The sequence below is a fragment of the Nakamurella panacisegetis genome (assembly GCF_900104535.1).
Classification (GTDB): Bacteria; Actinomycetota; Actinomycetes; order Mycobacteriales; family Nakamurellaceae; genus Nakamurella; species Nakamurella panacisegetis.
Map to the genome: position 1 here is coordinate 4,909,454 of NZ_LT629710.1, position 15,962 is coordinate 4,925,415.

Below are 15,962 nucleotides of genomic sequence, written 5' to 3' on the forward strand. Positions count from 1 at the left end.
CGGGCATCCCTTCCGCTCTCGCGCTGCCCGACGGCACCGTGAACTGCCATTGTCCCTTGTCCGACCGCCCGTCCTGGTCGATCCGCCGGCCGCGACGGCCGGCGAGGCGGCTACCTGACCATCGATCGCACTTCGCTGGCCGCCACCGACAGTGCCGCGAGGTCCCCGGCGCCGGACGCGGCGATCTGAGCCAGGGTGTCGCGGGCCCGGGTCAGCTTGGCCACGCTCTGCCCCTCCCACTGCTCGATCCGCCACGCGACGTCCGCGCCGGCATCGGTGCCGGTCAACACGTCGGCCGTGATCAGACGCATGGAGCGGTACAGATCGTCCCGCAGGGCCTGCCGGGCCAGCGCGTGCCACCGATCCCCTCGCTCCAGGCCGGTGACGGCGGACAGGATCCGATCGAAGTCCAGATGGGCGGACAGCGCGTAGTACATCTCGGCCGCCTCGAGCAGCGGCGCGTCGACCTGGGTCGCCACGTCGACGATGTCCAGCACACTGAACGTGTACAGGCAGTAGGCGACCCGATTGGCCAGGTCGCCCGGCGCACCCTGCGCCATCAGCCGGGCGGCATCGGCCCGCACGTTGTCGTGCTCGACGCCCTGGACCAGGCGCGGCATCTTCGGGGTCAGTTCGACGACCGCATCCGCGTACCGGCTGATCTCCTGCCCCACGTCGAGCGGGCTGGGCCGGTGGGTCAGGATCCATCGCGCACCTCGGTCCAGAAGCCGACGGGCCTCGAGGTACAGGGAGTCCTGGCAGGCGGACGGGATCAGGTTGTCCTGCGCGGCGATGTCGGCCCACAGCTCCCGCAGGCCGAACACCCGGGTGATCACGGTGTAGGCCCGGATGGCGTCGGTGTACGACGCCCCCATCTCCTCGAACAGCCGGAACGGGTAGGTGATGCCGGCCCCGTTGACCACCTCGTTCACCGTCATCGTGGTGACGATCTCCCGGGCCAGCGGGTGCCCGGCGATGTCGACCACCCCGTCGGCCGCGGCGGCCCGGAGAGCCTGGGGGAAGTAGTCGCCCAGACGGTCGGCGAACGCCGGCTCGTCGGGCAGGCCGTCGGCGAGCATGGCCTCGGACAGGGCCGCCTTGACGTACGCCAGCAGCACCGAGAGTTCCGGTGAGGTGAGGGGTTCGCCGGCGGCGATCCGAGCCGCGATCTGTGCGTGGCTGGGCAGGAACTCCAGTGCCCGGTCGAGCCGGCCGGAGGCCACCAGGTGATCGATCAGGCGGGCGTGCACGGACAGCATCGGAACGCCGTGGTGGCGGGAGACCCCCAGCACCCGGTTCTGCGCGGTGTTGTCGGCCAGTACGAGCGCGCCGACCTCGTCCGTCATCGATGCCAGCAGTTCGTCCCGACCCTGCTCGGTCAGCTTGTGCTCCGCCAACGCGGGCTGCAGGGCGATCTTGATGTTGACCTCGTGATCGGAGGTGTCGACGCCGGCCGAGTTGTCGATGGCATCGGTGTTGATCCGACCACCGGCCCGGGCGAACTCGATCCGACCGAGCTGGGTGACGCCGAGATTGCCACCCTCACCGACCACCTTGGCGCGGAGTTCGGCACCGTTGACCCGAACCGCGTCGTTCGCCTTGTCGCCGGCCGCCGCGTTGACCTCGGTCGAGGCCTTGATGTAGGTGCCGATGCCGCCGTTCCACAGCAGGTCGACCGGCGCGAGCAAGGCGGCCTTGATCAACTCGACCGGAGACATGGACTTGATGCCGGCGTCGATGCCGAGTGCGCGCCGCATCTCCTCGCTGATGAGAATGGCCTTGGCGGTGCGGGGGAAGACCCCGCCGCCGGCCGAGATCAGCGCGGTGTCGTAGTCGGCCCACGACGAGCGCGGCTTGTCGAACAACCGCCGGCGCTCGGCGAAGCCGACGGCCGGGTCGGGGTCCGGGTCGATGAAGACGTGGCGGTGGTCGAACGCCGCGACCAACCGGATGTGCTCGGACAGCAGCATGCCGTTGCCGAAGACGTCCCCGGACATGTCGCCGATCCCGACGCAGGTGAAATCCTGGGTCTGGGTGTCCACGCCGATCTCCCGGAAGTGGTGCTTGACCGACTCCCACGCGCCGCGCGCGGTGATGCCCATCGCCTTGTGGTCGTAGCCGACGCTTCCGCCCGAGGCGAAGGCGTCTCCCAACCAGAAGCCGTAGTCGGCCGCCACGCCGTTGGCGATGTCGGAGAAGGTGGCCGTCCCCTTGTCCGCCGCGACCACCAGGTACGGGTCGTCGGCGTCGTGACGGATCACCCGATCCGGCCCGACGACGGTACTGCCGATCCGATTGTCGGTGAGGTCCAGCAACGAGGCGATGAACAACCGGTAGCAGGCGACGCCCTCGGCCTGGAAGGCATCTCGGTCGGCGGCCGCGTCACCGGTCGGCGCGGGCTGCCGCTTGAGGACGAATCCGCCCTTCGCCCCGACCGGGACGATGACGGCGTTCTTGACCTCTTGCGCCTTGACCAGGCCGAGTACCTCGGTCCGGAAGTCCTCCGGGCGATCCGACCAGCGCAGGCCACCCCGAGCGACCGCACCGAACCGCAGATGCACCCCCTCCAGTCGCGGCGAGTACACCCAGATCTCGTGAGCCGGAACGGGTTTCGGAACACCGGGAATCTTGTGCGGGTCGAGCTTGAACGACATCGCGGCCCGGAAACCCCCGTCAGCGCCGACCCGGTAGACGTTGGTCCGGTCGGTGGCCGTGATCACGGCCAGGTACGTCCGCAGGATTCGGTCGGCGTCGAGGCTGATGACCTCGTCGAGGGCGACGGTGATCGACTCGGTGAGGCGGTCGATCTCGGCCGAGCGGGCGGGACCGATCGCCGGGCCGCCCTCGAACGCGTCCGGATCGAACCGGGCGGCGAACAGCGCGGCCAGATCGGCACAGATCGACGGGTTCGCGATCAGGACCTGTTCGAGATAGCGCTGGGTGTAAGGGGTGCCGATCTGCCGTAGGTACCGGGCGTAGGCCCGGAACACGGCCACCGACCGCCAGTCCAGTCCGGCCACCAGCACCAGTGAATTGAACCCGTCGATCTCGGCCTGGTTGTTCCACACGGCGACGAAGGCGGCCGAGAACCGCTCCCGGACGGCGGACAGTTCGTTCTCGTCGGGCAGCAGGTCAGCCGGAAACCGGAGGCCGAAATCGTAGATGCGGGAAGGAGTTCCGTCCGACCGACGAACCTCGTAGGGCCGCTCGTCGATCACCTCGGCGCCCAGGCTCTGCAGGACCGGAAGCACCCGGGACAAGGTGACCGTACCGCCGGTGACGTAGAGCTTCAGGCGGCGGTTCTCGGCGGTGTGGGCCGGTGACACGGTGAAGCGCAGACCCAGGTCGTCGGGGCCGGCCAGGGCATCAAGGGCCCGCAGGTCGGAGACGGCGTCGTCGACCTGGTAGTCCTCCTTGTACGCCTCGTCGAACGCCTCGCCGTAGCGGGCCAGCGCCGCAGCGGTGTCCAGTTCCTCGTCGCCCCCCACCACGGCCTGCACCAACCGGTCCTCCCAGGTCCGGATGGTCGCCCGGAGGTTGCGGTTCAGCTCGACGATGCCCGCGTCGTCCAACGTCACCGGGTGGGCCTGGTCGGTCACCACAGTGAAGTGCACGGCGGCCAGCAACGAGTCGCCGACCCGTGCGGTGTAACGGATGTCCTTGCCCTGCAACGTCTCCAGCAGCACACGCTGCATGGCCAGCCGTGCGTCGGTGGTGTACCGGTCCCGAGGCAGGTAGACCAACACCGAGGTGAAACGCCCGAACGGGTCGGGCTGCAGGTAGGCCCGGAGGCGGCGGCGGCTGGACAGCTGCAGGACCCCGTTCATGGTGTCCAGGACCAGTTGCGGGGGCGCCCAGAACAACTCGGCCCTGGGGTAGGTGGCGAGCAACTCCATCGCCCGCTGCCCGGTGTAGGAGTCCGGCGCGGCACCCAACGACGCGAGCACCTGGGCCACGGTCTGCCGGAGCACGGGGGTGGCGGTGATCTCGGCGTTCAGTGCCCGGGGGGTGAGGATGCCCAGGAAGCGGTGCTGGCGGATGATCTGCCCGGCCGGCCCCAGGATCCGCACGGCGACGGAGAACGGTGGGGCTTCCCGGGACAGCGGGGTTCCGCCGGAGGTCTGGGTCAGGACAAGGTGCCCGGCGGTCGCGTCGGCGTTGACCCATTCGTCGTCGAACCCGGCCGCCGAGGCCAGACCGTCCCGCAGGATCCCCAGGCCGGTGCCCGGGACCGGGTGCAGCGCATGGGAATCGCCGACTGGGGCGGCCTCGTCGCACCGATAGCCGAGAAAGGTGAGGTTGCCGGCGGTCAACCAGTACAGGAAGTCGGTGGCCTCGGCCACTTCCTGGGTCGACCGGGGCGAGAACGAGGAGCGCAGTTCGGAGGCGACCACGGCGGCCGCACCGATCAGCGCAGCCGAGTCGGTCACGACGGCCCGGACCGATTCCAGCGTCGTGTGCAGGGTGGCCTCGATCGTTTCGGCCCGCTCCGCGTCGGACAACCGATCGATCAGGATGTGCACCCAGGACTCCCGAAGCGAGTCCTGCGGGTCGAGACCACGGCGGGACTCGCCCACCACGTCCTGGAGTCGGCCGTCGGCGGACCGTCGAACCGCGAGGATCGGATGCAGCACGCGGTGAACCGTGACCCCGGCGGCGGTGATCGCGCTCACCACGGACTCCACCACGTACGGCATGTCGTCGTTGACGATGTCGATCACGGTGGAGGTGGCCGACCAGCCGCCGGGCCCATTGTCGGTGGTGACGCTCGGATTGAAGATCCGGATGGCGGCCGTGCCGGTCCGGCGATGGCGGGCCACTCGCAAATGGCTGTCGACGATGCCGAGTACGTCCTGGGGATCGCGTGGACGATCTTCCTCCGGGACGTGGGTGTAGTAGGCCTGCAGCAGGTCGGCGATGTCCGGCCGCAGCAGTGACGCCTGATCCACCGAGCTCATCCCGCCTGCCTTCGCACCGCGAGTGGCCGGGTTCTGGTCCGTCTGAGTCATCGACTCCACTTTCTGCTTCTCCGTGGCCCCTTTGCCGGGTCGAGCCTATCCCCCGTGATCGTGGACGACGCGGAGCGACGACGGTCGATCGGGCGGCGGCGGACACCGAGCAAGATTGCTCATCAACCCCGGCAATTCGTTGCGTCGGCGCTGCCGGCGCGGTCGCTACCGGAAGCCGAAAAGGGCCAAGGGCCGGACCGATGCTGCTGGTCCGGCCCTTGGCCTTGGTGTGTCACGGGCGCCGATCGGGTCCGGCGCGACTTGTCGTCGTCAGGACCTGGACGGACCCATCCCGGGGAACCCGGTCCGCCGGAACTGAGCCTTACCCGCGGTCAGCTCTCGCGGGTCAGCTTGCGATGGGTGACCCGGTGCGGACGGGCCGCGTCAGCGCCCATTCGCGAGATCTTGTTCTTCTCGTAGTCGGAGAAGTTGCCCTCGAAGAAGAACCACTGGGCCGGGTCGTCGTCGTTGCCCTCCCAGGCCAGGATGTGGGTGCAGGTGCGGTCGAGGAACCAACGATCGTGCGAGATGACCACGGCGCAACCGGGGAAGTTCTCCAGCGCGTTCTCCAGCGAACTGAGGGTTTCCACGTCGAGGTCGTTGGTCGGTTCGTCGAGCAGGATCAGGTTGCCGCCCTCTTTGAGGGTCAGGGCCAGGTTGAGCCGGTTGCGCTCGCCACCGGAGAGGACCCCGGCCGGCTTCTGCTGGTCCGGACCCTTGAACCCGAACGCGGAGACGTAGGCCCGCGAGGGCATCTCGGTGTGTCCGACCTTGATGAAGTCAAGGCCGTCGGACACGGTTTCCCACACGTTCTTCTTGGCGTCGAGGCCACCGCGGTTCTGGTCGACGTAGGAAAGCTTGACCGTCTCGCCGACCTTCACCCGGCCGTCGTCGGGGTCCTCCAGCCCGACGATGGTCTTGAACAGGGTGGTCTTGCCGACCCCGTTCGGACCGATCACCCCGACGATGCCGTTGCGCGGCAACGTGAACGAGAGCCCGTCGATCAGCACGCGGTCCCCGAAGCCCTTGCGGAGCTTCTCCACCTCGACCACGATCGATCCGAGTCGCGGTCCCGGCGGGATCTGGATCTCCTCGAAGTCGAGCTTGCGGGTGCGGTCGGCCTCGGCCGCCATCTCCTCGTACCGATCGAGCCGGGCCTTGTTCTTGGCCTGGCGGGCCTTCGCCCCCGACCGGACCCAGGCCAGTTCCTCCCGCAGCCGCTTGGCCAGTTTCGCGTCCTTGCGGCCCTCGACCGACATGCGGTCGGCCTTCTTCTCCAGGTACGTGGAGTAGTTGCCCTCGTAGGGGATCAACCGGCCGCGGTCGACCTCGGCGATCCACTGCGCGACGTTGTCCAGGAAGTACCGGTCGTGAGTGACGGCCAGGACGGCGCCGGCGTAGCTGGACAGGAACTGTTCCAGCCACAGCACCGACTCTGCGTCGAGATGGTTGGTGGGCTCGTCGAGCAGCAGCAGGTCCGGAGCCGACAGCAACAGTTGGCAGAGCGCGACCCGGCGGCGCTCACCACCGGAGAGCACCTTGACGTCGGCGTCCCCGGGCGGGCAACGCAGGGCGTCCATGGCCTGGTCGATCTGCGCCTCCAGGTCCCAGGCGTTGGCGTGGTCGAGGACTTCCTGCAGCTCCCCCATCTCCTCCATCAACTGGTCGGAGTAGTCGGTGGCCATGAGCTCGGCGATCTCGTTGAACCGGGCCATCTTGGCGTTGATGTCGCCGTAGGCCGACTGGATGTTCTCCAGCACGGTCTTGCTCTCGTCCAGTTCCGGTTCCTGCATGAGGATGCCGACGGAGAACCCGGGGGTGAGGAACGCCTCGCCGTTGCTCGGGGTGTCGAGCCCGGCCATGATCTTGAGAATCGTCGACTTGCCGGCGCCGTTGGGCCCGACCACACCGATCTTCGCGCCGGGGTAGAACGACATGGTGACGTCATCCAGGATGACCTTGTCCCCATGGGCCTTGCGGGCCTTCTTCATCGTGTAAATGAACTCTGGCAAGGACTTACCTCTCTAGCGCTGCAAACGGGCGGGCTCCGTCGGTCCGCCACCGACGGCGGCGGTCCCCGGGGACGGCGGCGCGTCCCGCGACCGGACGGTCCCGATCGGTACGCACACCACCGCACAGTCTGCCCTAACCGGCGCAGCTGCCGCGCCGCGTTCGCGCCCGGCGCAGCGCCGAGGCGTCCGTGCCGAGGCGTCCGTGCCGAGGCGTCCGTGCCGAGGCGTCCGTGCCGAGGCGTCCGTGCCGGTAAGAGGATCAGAACGGCGCGCCGGCCAGCTCCGGTTCCTCGGCCGCCGTGCGGGCCAGGGCGAACGGGTCCTTCTCGCCGGTCGGGTCGGCCGCGGCGACATCAGCCGCCGCGCCGGCCGTGGTGGCCGATTCCGACTCCGGGTTCTCCGAGGCATGCCGCGGATTGCGCATCACCCGGTTGTTGGACCGACCGATGTCAAAACCCACGTGGTCGGCCTTGCACTCCTGCATGTACTCGGTTGCGCCGTTGCGCTCGAAACGGCGGCTGACCATCCGGCCGTCCAGGACCACCGGGTCGCCCTTGCGCACCATCTGCAGCACCTGAACGCCGAGTTTCCCCCAGCACACCACCGTGGTGGCGAACTCGTCACCGTCGACCCACTCGCCCACCGCGTCGTCGTAGCGCCGCTCGGTCGACACCGCGCGGAACGTCACCCGCTCGCTGTTGCTGCTGGAGATCACCGGGTTGGTGACCGCCCGGCCCGACATCCGCAACTCTGCCCCGTCGAATCTCATGTCCGTTCCCCTCGTCAGCGGGCTACATCCGGCCCGGTTCGTCGTGATGGGTCAACGGTTCCAGCGTCCCGTCGGACGGGAAAGGGCCGGAGCGAGAATGTGGATGCCCGAGAGGTGTGTGGACAAACGTCGGCGGTCCGCGGCGTCGAGGTCGCGTGCCGGTCGGCTACTCGTCGGCCGGCGGAGGCTCCTCGGAGGACGTCTTCGAGGCGGTCGGCGGGCTGGAGTCGGAAGTCGGCGGGCCGGCCATGCCGGCCAACATGTTGTTGTAGGCCTGTAGTTCCTCGTCGCCGGCGAGGTCCTTGTGGCGGTCGACGCGCTTGTTCTCCCGATCGTCGGCCTTGGCCCACTGGGACAGCAGGGCGATCAGCACGATGATGATCGGCAATTCGGTGGCGCCCCAGGCGATGGCGCCCCCGAGTCGCTGATCGCCGATCAGATCGGTCACCCAGGGCAGCGCCAGGTCGTGGTAGTAGTTCGCCGCCAGCAGCGAGTGGGAGTTCATCAGGGCGAGGCCGAAGAAGGCGTGAAACGGCAACGCCGCGAGCAGCAGTGCGAGTTTGACCATCGGCTGCACCCGGCGCGGGCCCGGGTCGATGCCGATGATCACCCAGTAGTACAGGTAGCCGACCACCATGAAGTGGACGCTCATCACCAGGTGACCGAAGTGCGACTGGATCATCGAGTCGAACAGCCCGGTGAAGTAGATCGCGTAGAACGACCCGATGAACAACGGCAGCACGACCAGCGGGTGGGTCAGGAAGCGCGCCATCCGGCCGTGCACGGCGGCCACGATGCCCTCGCGCAGCCCAGGCGGGTTGTTCCGGCCGGCCACGGGGAGCGCGCGGAGCGCAAGGGTGACCGGGGCGCCGAGGACCAGCAGGATCGGCACGACCATGCCCAGCAGCATGTGGGCGATCATGTGCAGCGAGAACTGCGTCGAGGCGTACCGGCCGAGGCCGGACGAGGTGGCGATCAAGATGACGAGGCAGCCGAGCATCCAGCCCCAGGTGCGGCCGGGGGGCCACGCGTCCCCGCGCCGGCGGAGCCGTCGGACGGCCACCAGGTACAGCACGGCCATGACCACCGCCGCGGTTCCGAGCAGATAGTCGAACCGCCAGTCGAACAGCAACCGCAGCAACGTGGGCGGACCGGACAGCGGGAACCCCAGAATCGGCTCGACGGTCGCGTTCAGCCCGGTCGCCAACACACCGTTGGGGGCCGGCGGCGCGGTGCGGCCCAGGGCCGCGGCGACACCGACGGTCGCCCCCATGACGACCAGTTCCATCATGGCCAGCCGAACCAGCGGGCGGCGCTTGCCTCCGGCGATCGCCGGGAGGGCCCGTTTGCGCTGGGCGTAGCCGAAGATGCCGAGCGCGATCAGAGCGATCGCCTTCACCACGACCAGCCGGCCGTAGGCGGTGGTCCAGAGGTCGGAGACGTAGGTGATGCGGATGTAGGCGTTGACCAGACCCGACAGGGCGACCGCGATGAACGCGATCAGGGCCAGGTTCGAGTAGCGCCGGGCGATCGACGGCAGGTGCGGAACGTTCTGGCGCACCATGCCCAGGAAGGCGAGCAGCCCGCCGATCCAGATGGAGATGCCGATCAGATGGAAGATCATGGTGTCCACCGCGACGTCGTGGTCGTCGGTGCCGGACGCGTGGCCGCCCAGGGCCTGCGGGAGCAACGCACCGATGCCCGCCAGCAGCAGCACGAACGCCCAGCCCGGGCGCATCACGACACGAGAGATCAGCGCGATGAGAACGGCGATGACGGCGCAGATCAGGTAGCCGCGGATGACCGGGAACTGCTGGATGCCGGCCTTCAGATCGTCGGCGTTCAGAGCCCTGGCCAGGGTGATCCCCCGCTGGTCAGCGACCGTCAACGGCAACATCGCCAACGAGACCGCGGTCCACACCCAGGCCGAGAGCGAGGCGGCCCGGATCGCCCGGTACCCGCCCACGTCGAAGATGCCGGACTTCTGCGGCGCCGCCAGGGCAAAGGCGGCGATCAGCCATCCGACCGTGAGCGCGGCCGACAGGTCGAACAGCGCCTTCATCCCGGCCAGCGTCAACTCGGTGAACTGACCCGAGTCAGCGATACCGGCCACCGCGTAACGCGACGGGAGGAAGATCGAGATCACGATCGAGACGCACGCGCCGATCACAACGGTGGCCAGCGCGATGGCCGTCACCCGCCAGCGGTCACCCGGTCCGGTCTGCGCCGGCGGCGCGTCCGGTTCGGCCGGCTCGATCGGGCCTCCCGCGTCCGCTTCACCCACTCCCGCGTCGGGCGGGGTGGGGGCAGGGTCGCTCGGCAGATCCGTTTCCAGAACGTCACCGGCGTCGAGGGACGTCGCATCGGGCACCTGGTCAGGGTACCCAGTGGAGCCGGACGCCCGGCCGGGACGAAGGTCCCGGTGCGACCATCCGAGTCGGCCCGCCCGCATGTGCCGGCCATGGCCCCGCGTTCGTTACGCTGTGGACCGCAAGCGCTCGTAGCTCAGCTGGATAGAGCAGCGGACTTCTAATCCGCCGGTCGCAGGTTCGAATCCTGCCGGGCGCACTCTCGCAGATCAGGAAATTGCCGGCCGGGAGTCGTTCTCGATCACCTGGTCAACCAGGCCACAGCCCTACCGGCCTGATCAACTCCACAACGCTCTGACCTGCTCTGGGCGACCAGAGCCGGCGCGAACTCCTGCTGATCCATCCCGCTGAGGTTCGGCATGGATTCGGTGATCTCGGTCGTCAACCTTCCTTCCGGCCAAGCTGCGCCCGGCGGGTCCAGAAGCCAAGATCAGTCACACCGTCCCGCTGACCCGCAGCATGACGACCCGCCGGGTTGGTCCCGGCGGGCCGTCATTTCGTGCTGGTGGTGCGTTCGCCGTATGGGGCGGGTCAGATCATTCGGTGTCCGGGCTCGGGATGTAGGCACCCGGGACCTGCGCCGGAGCGTAGATCTTCGGGTCGCCCGGGTAGGGCTTGGTGAAACCGTAGGTCCGATACCAGGTGTACCGGTTCATCTGCTCGGGGTCGGCGTAGTCGGGTACGGCCCGGTCACCGGTGAAACGCTGGCTCTTGGCCCAAGTCGCCCACTGCGCTGCGACGCCCTGCTGCATAGCAGGAATCGACGGCGCCGCCGCCACCTTCGCAGCCGTCCGGGTTGTGCTGACGGTATCCAGGCCGCAGGCAGGTGCGGAGCTCACGCCTTCGGTCAGTGGGATCTGATTCTTCACCGCGGTGTACGGCGTGAAGTCGGGCTTGTTGGTGAACGCGCCGGACATGGGTGTGGCGGCGGCGAGCTTCTGGTTCAGCGGCTGCGCGCCCAGGATCTGCTCGATCGTGCGCACCATGGTGATCTGGGTGTAGTAGGTGCTGTCGACGACGCCGTGCTTGGCGTACGGGCTGATGATCTGGATCGGCGCCCGGTGTCCATCGACGTGATCGGCGCCGTCCTGGCTGTCGTCCTCGAGGACGAAGATCGCGGAATCCTTCCAGTAGGGACTGTGAGAGATTTCCTGGACGATCTTGCCGACCGCAACATCGTTGTCGGCGACCTGCGCCTGCGGGTCGGGAGTGCCGCCCGTGTGGTCACTGGACAGCCAGAGCATGTTCAGGTTGGCCGGGCCGTTCTTCTCGAAGTCCTGCTTCCAGATGTTGTAGCGGTAGATGTCCGGGATGTTGGTGTCGAACTTGGGGTAGTCGTGGTTGGTGACCGCGTTGAGCGACGGGATCGGGGACTCGGTGTCCTGCTTGATCGACGGGTCGGTCAGCTGGGCCGGGTCCCCGCCCTGGTCGACGTTCGTGGCGGCGCAGTAGTACTTCTGCCAGGTGGCGTCGGCCGGCTTGGTCTCGAACTGGGTGAATTCACCGAAGTTGCGCACGCCGGCGCCCGCGTCCTCGGCGGCCGTCCAGAGGAACCCGGAACGCTGGTGACCCAGGACGTCGTCCTCGGTGTCGTAGCTGCGGAGGTACTCGGCGGCGGAGGACTCGGTGTATTCCGGGTTGTCACCTTGCATCACCCAGTTGTGACCTTCGGCGGAGTTCGTGCCGGTGTCGTAGGTGTTGTCGTAGAGCCCGAACTGGTCGGCCAGCGCGTGCTGGTTCGGCGTCACGTTCGCACCGAACTGCGTCAGCGTGCGGTCTCCGTTGCCCTTGGCGACGTCGCCGAACACCTGGTCGTAGCTGCGGTTCTCTTTCACGATGAGGAACACGTGCTTGATCGTCGACGGGTCCCCCACCCGGACCGGCACGGCAACGGGGGCCTTGGGCTTGCCCTTTGCCTGGGCTGCGTCCTTGGTCTTCCAACCGTTCTGAGCGAACACGGTGGCCGTGTCCTTCGCGATCTGCTGGTCGCTGGGCAGCGCGAACTTCGTCAGCGACCCGGTGGTGCTGTGGGTCCCGTGTCCCGTCGCCGGCACGGTGCCGGGGCCCTTGGCGAAGGTCAGCTCAGGCCCGCGGGCGTCGATGCCGCGGGTGTTGGTGACCACGACCTGGCCGCCGGCCACCGTGACGTCCTCGGGGTAGTAGTCCGTTGGCAGCAGGCCCAGGTAGCTCACCGGGTCCTGCGGTGCGCCGGAGTAGCGGTAGACGGCGACCGCGTTCGCACGGGCCAAGGTCACCAGCAGATGGCCGTTGGTGAGCGCGATGCCGGTCGGCTGGTAGCCGACGGTCGATTGCGGCCATGGCTGGGTCGCGATCGTCTGGACGACTTTGTCGTTGCCGGTGTTGACGACCGAGACCGTGTCGCTGTTGGTGTTGGCGACAAACAGCGCTCTGCCGCTGACGTAGAGGGCGGTGGGGTGCAGGCCGACGGCGATCGACCGCACGCTCGCCGACGTGGACGAGGTGTCGATGACGCTGAGGGTGCCGGTGGTCGATGTCCCGTAGAACGCGTCGGCGGGGACCTCGGTACCGTAGGAGTTGATCGTGGTCTCGCCTGGTCTGGCGAGACGGCCGCCTTCGTTGCTCACGTACAGCTTGGTGCCGACGAAGGCCAGTTCACGCGGGGCGATGCCGACGTTCCAGGTCTGTTGCACCTGGCCGGTGGCCGGATCGAGGGAGACGACGGTGTTCTGTCCGTTGACCGGAACGTAGAGGGCCTTGCCGTCGGGAGAGTAGACGGCCTTACCCGGCAGCGGCGCGGCGCCGTTCACCGTCGGCAGGTGGACGGTCATCGGCACACCGAGCGTGCCGTCGTCCTGGACCGGGTAGCGGGTGAGGCCGTTCGCCTGCGGCAGCCACAGCGTCCTGCCGTCGGGTGACCACGCCGGCCCGCCCTGGCCGACCGTGCCGTCCTTGGTCGACTGGTTCGCGAACGTTGCCGAGCCGACGGTGTAGACCAAGCGGTAGTCCTTCAGGTCGAACATCTGCAGAACGATGCCCTTGTCAGCGCTCGTGACGGCCAAGTAACGCCCGTTCGGGCTGGGGGTCGACGCCATGAACTTGCCGAACTTGGTGAAGAGGCGATCGCCCAGCGGCTTGATGACCTGGTCGGAGGAGATCTGCAGCCCGTCCGTGTACTGCGTGCCGACCAGCCGGTGTCCGAACGGCGTGGTGGATGCGTATCCGACGCCGGCCCCGCCGATGAGGATCGCCGTGGCACCGATGGCGACGATCCGCGACCGACGGCCGAGGTGGAGGCGGAGTCGCGCGCGTGGCCGTCGTTGTCGTGTGACCTGCATGTGTCAACCCTTCTGTGTGGCAGTGAACAGATCGACAGAACCGTCGAACTGCCATAGCGGATTCGGCGCGTCGCCCGTTGGGGTCCGCACCTGGAAGAATCCGTTGACCGATTGGGGACCGTCGCCGTCCGCGACGTAACGCCCGTCGGGTGTGACGTCCAGCTGATAGATCGCGGACCCGACTGCGGTGGCGCCCGGAATGTGCCAGGTGACGACACACCGCCAGTCGTTCCCGGGGCCCACGTCCTCCACCAGGTCGCCGCCCTTGTCGCACGACGCGCCAGTGCGCAGCTGCGCCTCGGGCACGTCCGGGCGGCCCAGTTCTCCGGTTTGCAGCCGATACAGGTGGGCGTAGGCGGTCGCGAGGGAAAGCTCGAGCTTCGGCCGGTCAATGCCTGAACCAGAGGCCGGGGTGACCGCGCCAAGCACGGCGACGGTGACGGCCAGCAAGGCGACCAGCGGCGCCAGGGCCAGGGTGATCACGCGAACGTTCGCCCCGTCGAAGGCCGGGTCGGTGAAGTCACGGCGCATGAACACCACAAAGGCCAGGACCGCAGCGACCAGCGCCCACACCAGGTCGACGACCACCCCAGCGACGACGGGGCCGGTCTGTGCCGGATCAGTGAAGAGTCCGCGCCACGCCAGGAAGGACCAGCTGGGTAGGGCCGCGCGCACGAGGACGGGCAGCGGCAGCAGCTGCGCGAGGGCCAGGATGAACGCGAGCACAACCGGGGTCAGCAACCCCATCGGCGATCGGCCGAACATGACGGAGCCGAGCAGCCCGACTGCGGAGAACACCAGAGTGGGTGCCAGCACGACCAGCCACGCCACGACCACCGACACCGCGGCGTGGCCGGGCGCGATGGTCTGGCCACTCAACCCCACCAACGGCCGGTCGCCGGCGGCCGCGAGCCCGCCGACCGCGCTGGACACGGCGAGAGCGATCATCAGCCCGAGCACCACCGTCAGACTGGCCAGCGCCTTGGCCAAGAAGATGCGGCGCGGTGACCGCACCGCTACCAAGAGGTGCCGCCAGGTGCCCTGCCGGTCCTCCCCGGCAAACACATCGCCGGCGACCAGCGAGGCCACCAGTGGCAGCACCCAGTCACACGCGAAGGACAGCACGACCAAGGACCCGGCCCAGCCGGTTTGACCCATCCAGCGCCCGAAGACGGTGTCGGACGGCAAGGTGGTCTGGGTGCTGACAACGGCCACGGCCAGACCGGGCCCGAGCCAGCAGACCAGGACGATCAGGCGCAGCCGCCATTGGGCCAGCAGCTTGACGAGCTCGAAGCGATAGGCGCGCCGCAGGGGCGGGGGCGCGATATCACGCCGCGGGGACGTCTCCGCCGAGTCGGGCCGGACGGTGGTGGTCGGAGCAGTCACAGCGTCATCCCGTCGTCGATGCCATGGGGTGTCCGTCACCCGTCGAAACGCCAACGGCGACCCGGTCTTCCTCGGCCCCGACCAGGGCGAGGTAGGCGGACTCCAGCGGGGAAACGACCGGAGCGAGCTCGCGGACCGCGACCCCGGCGCGGACGAGGTGCGCGACGAGGCCCTCAACCGATTCCGTCGATCCCCGAACCAGGAGAGCCTGGGCATCCTGACGTTGCAGCAGGTCGTCGTCGGGAAGCACGCGAACGCCAGGGACCTGGTCGGCGAGACGTCGGGTCGCCGCGCGGTCGGAAGTACGCAGCCGGTAGTCGACCTCACCGGTCTCCGCGGCGAGCTTGCTCACCGGCCCGGAGAACACAACCCTCCCGGCGGCCAGCAGGCTGACCTCGGTGCACAACGCGGTGAGATCGTCCATGCGGTGGCTGGACAGGACGACCGAAGCGCCGTCGGCCGCCAGGCGCGAGAGGACGCGATGAACTTGGCGGGTACCGGCGGCGTCCAGGCCGTTGGCCGGTTCATCAAGCACGAGCAGGCGCGGGCGGGTCAGCAGAGCGGCGGCGAGCCCGAGTCGCTGGCGCATGCCGAGGGAGAAGCCGCGCACACGGTCGTCAGCGACGTCGATCAGGCCGACCGTGTCGAGGGCGTCATCAATTCCAGGCTTTCGGTCACCACGCAGCGAAGCCAGCGCTACCAGGTTCTGCCGGGCGGTCAGCGCCGGATAGAGGCCGGGCCCGTCTACAAAACCCGCGACGCCATCGGGCAGCGCGAGGGCGCGGCGCACCGGTCGGCCGAGCACCTCGAGCGTTCCGCTGTCGGCCGCCGCCAAACCCAACAGCAACCCGAGCAGAGTCGTCTTACCGGCACCGTTCGGGCCGACCAGGCCATGCACGTGACCCTCGGCGATGTCGATGTCGACGCCGTCCAGGGCGATGACATCACCGAAGAACTTGACGATGCCTCGCGCACGCACGGCAGGCACTCGCTGCATGCTCCACCCCCCTGTGTGAGTCCGGTACGAAAAAGCTATGGGCATGATGCGAAGGGGCGGGGTTGTCGAGGAAGCACCGGATGAACGCCAGGCGACAGTTGGA

The 15,962-nt window shown here is 68.5% G+C and carries 7 protein-coding genes and 1 tRNA gene; 1 reads left to right on the forward strand and 7 read right to left on the reverse strand.

The genetic code is table 11. The features are described from left to right. Positions 1 to 110: 110 nt before the first annotated feature. From BLS97_RS22100 to BLS97_RS22115, 4 genes are all read right to left on the reverse strand, one after another. Positions 111 to 5,009: an NAD-glutamate dehydrogenase gene (locus BLS97_RS22100; RefSeq protein ID WP_172832330.1), complete on the reverse strand. Its 4,899-nt coding sequence runs from the start codon at positions 5,007 to 5,009 to the stop codon at positions 111 to 113. Positions 5,010 to 5,341: 332 nt separating this feature from the next. Next, entirely contained in the window at positions 5,342 to 7,021 is a 1,680-nt protein-coding gene (gene ettA / locus BLS97_RS22105) for an energy-dependent translational throttle protein EttA (RefSeq protein ID WP_090480691.1), read from the reverse strand. A 259-nt stretch (positions 7,022 to 7,280) separates the two neighbouring features. Then, positions 7,281 to 7,790, reverse strand: coding sequence for a single-stranded DNA-binding protein (locus BLS97_RS22110; RefSeq protein WP_090480694.1), 510 nt, complete (start codon positions 7,788 to 7,790; stop codon positions 7,281 to 7,283). Positions 7,791 to 7,956: 166 nt separating this feature from the next. Next, positions 7,957 to 10,161, reverse strand: coding sequence for a cytochrome c oxidase assembly protein (locus tag BLS97_RS22115; protein ID WP_157695625.1), 2,205 nt, complete (start codon positions 10,159 to 10,161; stop codon positions 7,957 to 7,959). A gap of 123 nt (positions 10,162 to 10,284) precedes the next feature. Between BLS97_RS22115 and BLS97_RS22120 the strand changes: the two genes are divergently transcribed. After that, positions 10,285 to 10,358, forward strand: a tRNA-Arg gene (locus tag BLS97_RS22120). Between the two features lie 337 nt (positions 10,359 to 10,695). On the opposite strand, the gene BLS97_RS22125 is transcribed toward BLS97_RS22120, so the two are convergent. The 3 genes from BLS97_RS22125 to BLS97_RS22135 are packed head-to-tail and all read right to left on the reverse strand — an operon-like array spanning position 10,696 to position 15,859. Continuing rightward, positions 10,696 to 13,476, reverse strand: a complete 2,781-nt coding sequence (locus BLS97_RS22125; protein ID WP_090480700.1) for a bifunctional YncE family protein/alkaline phosphatase family protein — start codon at positions 13,474 to 13,476, stop codon at positions 10,696 to 10,698. 3 nt (positions 13,477 to 13,479) lie between these two features. Beyond that, positions 13,480 to 14,862, reverse strand: a complete 1,383-nt coding sequence (locus tag BLS97_RS22130; protein ID WP_090480703.1) for an ABC transporter permease — start codon at positions 14,860 to 14,862, stop codon at positions 13,480 to 13,482. Positions 14,863 to 14,866: 4 nt separating this feature from the next. Then, the gene (locus BLS97_RS22135; RefSeq protein ID WP_090480706.1) at positions 14,867 to 15,859 is read right to left on the reverse strand and encodes an ABC transporter ATP-binding protein; all 993 of its coding nucleotides are present in this window, start codon (positions 15,857 to 15,859) and stop codon (positions 14,867 to 14,869) included. Positions 15,860 to 15,962: the final 103 nt, after the last annotated feature.

Coding starts and splice junctions, on each gene's coding strand:
- BLS97_RS22125 (WP_090480700.1), bottom strand. CDS start 13,476: ATGCAGGTCACACGACAACGACGGCCACGCGCGCGACTCCGCCTCCAC.
- BLS97_RS22100 (WP_172832330.1), bottom strand. CDS start 5,009: ATGACTCAGACGGACCAGAACCCGGCCACTCGCGGTGCGAAGGCAGGC.
- BLS97_RS22135 (WP_090480706.1), bottom strand. CDS start 15,859: ATGCAGCGAGTGCCTGCCGTGCGTGCGCGAGGCATCGTCAAGTTCTTC.
- BLS97_RS22110 (WP_090480694.1), bottom strand. CDS start 7,790: ATGAGATTCGACGGGGCAGAGTTGCGGATGTCGGGCCGGGCGGTCACC.